Below are 6,305 nucleotides of genomic sequence, written 5' to 3' on the forward strand. Positions count from 1 at the left end.
AAGGAATCGACGTAAAACATCTTGATATGAGTCTATATGGGGCCGAAAGCCCTGTTTTACAAGCCCTAATGCTCTATCATCGAGGCCATGACTGCACTTACTATTACCCCAGCCCAACGTAAATCCCTTAAAGCCGACGCTCATGGACTGAGTCCAATTGTCATGATTGGTAGCGATGGCCTGACTCCTGCGGTCATCAAAGAGGCTAAGTTATCTATTTCTCATCACGGTTTGATCAAAGTTCGTGTATTCGGCGACGATCGTGACGCACGTATTGCCATCTATGAAGAGCTTTGCGACAAACTCGGCGCAGCGCCAGTTCAGCATATCGGAAAATTGCTCGTACTTTGGAAACCGATTGATATTGTTGATGCGGCCCTCTCCAACTTAGGAAGATCCAGCAAGCAAACCAAGAAATCATTGCAAGCACCTCGCACTAAGCGCCAACCGAATCGCGTTGTTGCAAAAGTCGGTGTTCGCACCAGCACCTCCGAGAGATCAGATCGACGCTCCGCTGCTAGCAAGTCGCCATTTGAAAGAGCGGCTGCAGTAAAAAACGCTGCCCCAAAGAAACGTGTTCTACGTGCCGATGCTGCTGAGTCTAAAATTGGCTGGTCATCACCAGGCTACCGCAAGGCAGTTGCAGCACCTGCGCCAATCAAGAAACGTAAGGCACGTATGAGCAGTACGAAGAAGAAATCATTGGGCTCTTGATACGCAGGGTATTGAAGATGCTCCCCAGAAAAACGCCGCTAATCGGCGTTTTTTATTACTTACCTCTTGTATTGCTTCTTAACTCACCTCTTAGTAAGTCGCCAGACCAAGAAGATTCCCAGAAGACTCTGCAGCATAAATAGAATGCTAGAGGCACCATGCAGCCTGCCGAATAAAGTAGCTGATGGAGAAACCATGACGGGCATGCCTTGCGCTAAAGCATTATCTCTGAGGGTGTTCATCCAAGGGATAAAGATAAAGGCTGCTGCAATAGAACATAGCAGCATTGCCAATAAAAGCCAGCGAATGAGTCTAAATTGATTGAGGCCACGATTTACTAAGAGATTGGCTAAGACCATTAGACCAATACACACGATCAAGCTCAGGTAGGCCTCTAGCTTAAAGATGCTGCCAGCCACCATGCCGGCAGCTTGACGATCAGTCATGGTGCTAAAAATGGCTGGGGCAACTAAATAACCCACAGCAAGCAAGCCTCCAACCCATAAGCCCGCAATCAAAATGAAGAGTCTTTGAGCGCCCACATGAGTCGGAGTCCCTAAAGTCTGCATGTTGATTCTGGTTTGTATTAGAGGTAACGAACCGCGAGAATCTCTACTTCACGATTACCGCCCGGAGCCTGAACAGCAACAACGTCGCCCTCTTCTTTGCTGATTAAAGCGCGGGCAATCGGAGAGCTAATCGAGATCTTATTTAAAGCAATATCAGCTTCATCATCACCAACGATCTGATAAGTTAGCTTAGTGCCATCTTCTAAGTCTTCAAGATCTACAGTCGCACCAAAAACCACTCGACCATTAACATCCAAAGTGGCTGGATCAATGATTTGCGCTGCAGAGAGCTTGCCTTCAAGCTCCTGAATGCGGCCTTCAATAAAGCCTTGCTTCTCTTTAGCAGCATCATACTCAGCGTTCTCAGAAAGATCGCCCTGTGCACGCGCTTCAGAAATGGCATTAATCACTGATGGGCGCTCTTCATGCTTTAAGCGATGCAACTCTTCCTTGAGGAGCTCTGCGCCACGCTTAGTAATGGGAATTGTGTTCATGCTTCTAACCTAACTTAAATTAATTGAGCGTCTTATGCAGATTCTGCAATGAATACACCTCAAGAGACTCTTTATTACCGTTTTGCGACGTCATCAAACCGTCCATCACTGCGCGTGCCGCACTAATCGTGGTGTAGTAAGTCACATTATTGGCCTGAGCACTCGTACGAATAGAGCGTGAATCTGCGATTGCTGTGCGAGTCTCATCAACAGTAGTAAATACAAGTGAGATCTCACCATTCTTGATCAAGTCAACAATATGTGGACGACCATCTTTTACTTTATTGACTACGCGCACCGGTAAACCTGCTGCTTCAATCGCTGCGGCAGTACCTTTGGTAGCTACCATGGGGAAGCCCAATTGATGCAAGAGCTTAGCCACTTCAACTGCCTTAGGCTTATCGCTATCTTTTACCGTCAACACCACGGTGCCACTCTTAGGCAACTTAATACCAGCACCTAACTGAGATTTGAAGAGTGCTTCACCGAAAGTCTTACCCACACCCATCACTTCACCAGTAGAGCGCATCTCTGGTCCAAGGATTGGATCAATGCCCGGGAACTTATTGAATGGGAATACCGCTTCTTTAACTGAATAGTACACAGGCTTCACTTCAGCCTTGATACCTTGCTGATCTAAAGTCTGACCCACCATGCAGCGTGCTGCAATCTTGGCTAACTGCAAACCAGTCGCCTTGGATACGAATGGCACTGTTCGAGAGGCGCGTGGGTTTACCTCGAGCACATAGATGACATCTTTGCCATCGACATTCTGAATCGCAAACTGCACGTTCATCAAACCAACCACATTCAGGCCTTTGGCCATTGCCGCTGTTTGACGTTTGATTTCTGCAATCGTCTCATCAGACAAGGAATACGGTGGTAATGAACAGGCAGAGTCACCCGAGTGCACGCCAGCTTGCTCAATATGCTCCATCACACCACCGATAAATACACGCTGACCATCACTAATACAGTCGACGTCGCACTCAATCGCATCGTTTAAGAAGCGATCTAGCAGCACTGGTGAGTCATGAGATACCTTAACCGCTTCACGCATGTAGCGCTCGAGATCACGACCATCATGAACGATTTCCATGGCGCGACCACCCAGAACATAAGAAGGACGCACCACCAATGGATAACCAATTTCTTCGGCAAGCTTGAGAGCCTCGTCTTCTGCACGTGCAGTACGGTTAGGCGGCTGACGCAGATTCAACTCATGCAATAACTTTTGGAAGCGCTCGCGATCCTCTGCAGCATCAATCATGTCTGGTGATGTGCCAATGATAGGCACGCCGTTTGCTTCGAGATCCAATGCCAACTTCAAAGGCGTCTGACCACCGTACTGCACGATCACACCTTTTGGCTTTTCAATGGCAACGATCTCTAAAACATCTTCCAGAGTCAATGGCTCAAAATACAATCGATCCGATGTGTCATAGTCGGTAGAAACTGTTTCTGGGTTGCAGTTCACCATGATGGTTTCATAACCATCTTCGCGCATTGCAAGGGCAGCATGAACGCAGCAATAATCAAACTCGATACCTTGACCAATACGGTTTGGACCACCGCCAAGCACCATGATCTTATCTTTGGTAGTTGGCTGGGATTCGCACTCACCATGCTCTGCTTCGTATGTGGAATACAGATACGCTGTGTTTGTAGAGAACTCAGCCGCGCAGGTATCTACCCGCTTGTAGACAGGCACTACTTTAAGGCGATGACGTGCTGCACGAACGGAGGAAGCGTCCACTCCCAACAACTTCGCTAAACGACGGTCTGAAAAACCTTTTTGCTTGATGAAACGCAACTCAGGCGCTGACAAACTATCGATCTTGCGCTGCTTGAGCTCGGTTTCTATAGTGATGAGCTCTTCGATTTGCTCCAAGAACCAAGGATCTACCTTAGTCTCGTTGTAAACCTCATCAAGACCCATACCCATACGGAAAGCGTCTGCTAAATACCAAATACGGTCTGGACCAGGCTCGCCGATTTCTTGAATGATGTCGTCTAGATCCGTAGACACTTCATCCAAACCATCTACGCCGACCTCTAGGCCACGCAGTGCTTTTTGGAATGACTCTTGGAAAGTGCGACCGATTGCCATCACTTCGCCAACTGACTTCATCTGCGTTGTTAAGCGAGAATCCGCTTGCGGGAACTTCTCAAACGCAAAACGTGGAATCTTCGTTACAACATAGTCGATGGATGGCTCAAAGGATGCTGGAGTAGCGCCGCCAGTAATATCGTTCTTCAGCTCATCTAATGTGTAACCTACGGCCAACTTTGCAGCAATCTTGGCGATTGGAAAACCCGTTGCTTTAGAGGCCAATGCCGATGAACGTGAAACACGTGGGTTCATCTCAATCACAATCATGCGACCATCGACTGGGTTAATGGAGAACTGGACGTTTGATCCACCAGTATCCACACCAATCTCACGCAATACCGCAATCGAGGCATTTCGTAGAATTTGATACTCTTTATCCGTCAATGTTTGCGCTGGGGCAACAGTGATTGAGTCACCAGTGTGCACACCCATTGGGTCTAAGTTTTCGATTGAGCAAACGATGATGCAGTTATCGGCACGGTCACGCACCACTTCCATCTCGAACTCTTTCCAACCCAAGAGAGACTCTTCAATTAAGAGTTCACGGGTCGGCGATAAATCTAAGCCGCGTTTGCAGATCTCTTCAAACTCTTCACGGTTGTAAGCAATACCACCACCAGATCCACCCATGGTGAATGAAGGACGAATCACCACCGGGAAACCTAAGCTGCCAGTTTCTTTCTGAATACGTTGCTGGACTTCATGGGCTTCATCCATAGAATGCGCAATGCCAGACTTCGCAGAACCGAGACCAATCTTGGTCATCGCATCTTTAAACTTTTGACGGTCTTCTGCTTTATCAATCGCTTCTGGTGAAGCGCCAATTAATTCGCAACCGTATTTCTCGAGAACACCATGGCGATGCAAATCAAGTGCACAGTTCAAAGCAGTTTGACCACCCATCGTTGGCAAAATAGCATCCGGTTTCTCGGTGGCAATAATGCGCTCTACTACTTCCCAAGTAATTGGCTCGATGTAAGTTACATCAGCCATCTCTGGGTCAGTCATGATGGTTGCAGGGTTACTGTTCACCAAAATAACTTTGTAACCTTCGTCACGTAAAGCTTTGCAAGCCTGCGCACCGGAATAGTCAAACTCACAAGCCTGTCCAATGACGATTGGACCTGCACCAATAATCAGGATGCTCTTAATGTCGCTACGCTTAGGCATTATTTGCCTCCCTTATTGCTAACAGCGGTAGCATTCATCAGCTCCACAAAACGATCAAATAAATAGGCAATGTCATGAGGGCCAGGTGAGGCCTCAGGGTGACCTTGGAAACACAAAGCGGGCTTATCTTTCCAAGCCAAACCTTGTAGTGATCCGTCAAATAAAGAAACGTGCGTGACACGAATGTTGTCAGGCAGGGTATTTGCGTCTACTGCAAAACCATGATTCTGAGAGGTAATCGCTACGCGCCCAGTATCCAAATCTTTTACAGGGTGGTTTGCACCGTGGTGACCAAACTTCATCTTCAAAGTTTTAGCGCCAGCAGCTAAACCCATAATCTGGTGACCCAAACAAATACCGAATGTTGGAACACCCTTTTCGATAATATCTTTTGCAGCAGCAATCGCGTAATCGCAAGGGCCAGGATCTCCGGGGCCATTTGAGAAGAACACACCATCTGGGTTCATCGCCAATACTTCAGCAGCGCTAGTTTGTGCAGGCACAACCATGAGTTCGCAGCCACGCTCTGTGAGCATGCGCAAAATGTTGCGCTTCACACCAAAGTCATAAGCAACCACTTTCTTGATTGGCTTGCTAGCATCTAAAGTTCTGTATGCAGGCTTGCCGTCAGGGCCATGTAGATCCCATTCAGCTTCGCGCCATTGGTAAGGAGTTTTTGTTGTAACGACTTTGGCGAGATCTAAACCAGCCATGCCTGGGAAGGCCTTAGCCAACTCCAAGGCTTTCTTGCCAAGAGCCTCTACATCATCCCCCATCTTGCCAGCGACGATCGCGCCAGACTGAGCGCCTTTATCGCGCAAGATACGAGTGAGTTTGCGAGTATCGATACCAGAAATGCCGACTACCCCTGCTTTAGTCAGGTAGCTATCGAGGCTTTCTTCAGAGCGGAAATTGGATACGCGCTTGGAGAGGTCTTTTACGACCAAACCAGCTGCATGTATTTGATCCGACTCCGCGTCTTGACCGTTCACACCCACGTTGCCGATGTGCGGATAGGTCAAGGTCACGATTTGGCGAGAGTAACTAGGATCAGTAATGATCTCTTGATAGCCAGTAAGTGCGGTATTGAAAACGACTTCGCCGGTAGTTTCGCCAGGGGCGCCAATACTAAGACCGGGAAATACGGTGCCGTCGGCTAGAGCCAACACGGCGGGAGGAAAAGAAGGAAGCAAGGGTGACAAACCATCTCCAGTCCCTGCTCCATCCGACGCTCAACACCCCAAA

General features: G+C 48.1%; 5 protein-coding genes. 1 reads left to right on the forward strand and 4 read right to left on the reverse strand.

The window, feature by feature from the left end; genetic code table 11:
* Nucleotides 1-87 precede the first annotated feature (87 nt).
* Nucleotides 88-714 (forward strand): YhbY family RNA-binding protein, encoded by a 627-nt coding sequence (locus tag B7Y67_RS01615; RefSeq protein WP_293597021.1) that lies wholly within the window; start codon nucleotides 88-90, stop codon nucleotides 712-714.
* An 83-nt stretch (nucleotides 715-797) separates the two neighbouring features.
* Here the strand turns inward: B7Y67_RS01615 and B7Y67_RS01620 are convergent, their stop codons facing one another.
* Genes B7Y67_RS01620 through carA form a run of 4 tightly spaced genes read right to left on the reverse strand, consistent with a single transcriptional unit; the run spans nucleotide 798 to nucleotide 6,253 of the window.
* Nucleotides 798-1,283 (reverse strand): DUF4149 domain-containing protein, encoded by a 486-nt coding sequence (locus B7Y67_RS01620; protein ID WP_293597022.1) that lies wholly within the window; start codon nucleotides 1,281-1,283, stop codon nucleotides 798-800.
* A 17-nt stretch (nucleotides 1,284-1,300) separates the two neighbouring features.
* Nucleotides 1,301-1,777, reverse strand: coding sequence for a transcription elongation factor GreA (gene greA, locus B7Y67_RS01625; protein WP_293597023.1), 477 nt, complete (start codon nucleotides 1,775-1,777; stop codon nucleotides 1,301-1,303).
* A gap of 19 nt (nucleotides 1,778-1,796) precedes the next feature.
* Nucleotides 1,797-5,060, reverse strand: coding sequence for a carbamoyl-phosphate synthase large subunit (carB, locus tag B7Y67_RS01630; protein ID WP_293597024.1), 3,264 nt, complete (start codon nucleotides 5,058-5,060; stop codon nucleotides 1,797-1,799).
* Entirely contained in the window at nucleotides 5,060-6,253 is a 1,194-nt protein-coding gene (gene carA / locus B7Y67_RS01635; RefSeq protein ID WP_293597027.1) for a glutamine-hydrolyzing carbamoyl-phosphate synthase small subunit, read from the reverse strand. The genes carB and carA overlap by 1 nt, the downstream gene beginning before the upstream one ends.
* Nucleotides 6,254-6,305: the final 52 nt, after the last annotated feature.

It is taken from the genome of Polynucleobacter sp. 35-46-11 (assembly GCF_002281105.1).

Coding starts and splice junctions, on each gene's coding strand:
- B7Y67_RS01615 (WP_293597021.1), top strand. CDS start 88: ATGACTGCACTTACTATTACCCCAGCCCAACGTAAATCCCTTAAAGCC.
- B7Y67_RS01620 (WP_293597022.1), bottom strand. CDS start 1,283: ATGCAGACTTTAGGGACTCCGACTCATGTGGGCGCTCAAAGACTCTTC.
- greA (WP_293597023.1), bottom strand. CDS start 1,777: ATGAACACAATTCCCATTACTAAGCGTGGCGCAGAGCTCCTCAAGGAA.
- carB (WP_293597024.1), bottom strand. CDS start 5,060: ATGCCTAAGCGTAGCGACATTAAGAGCATCCTGATTATTGGTGCAGGT.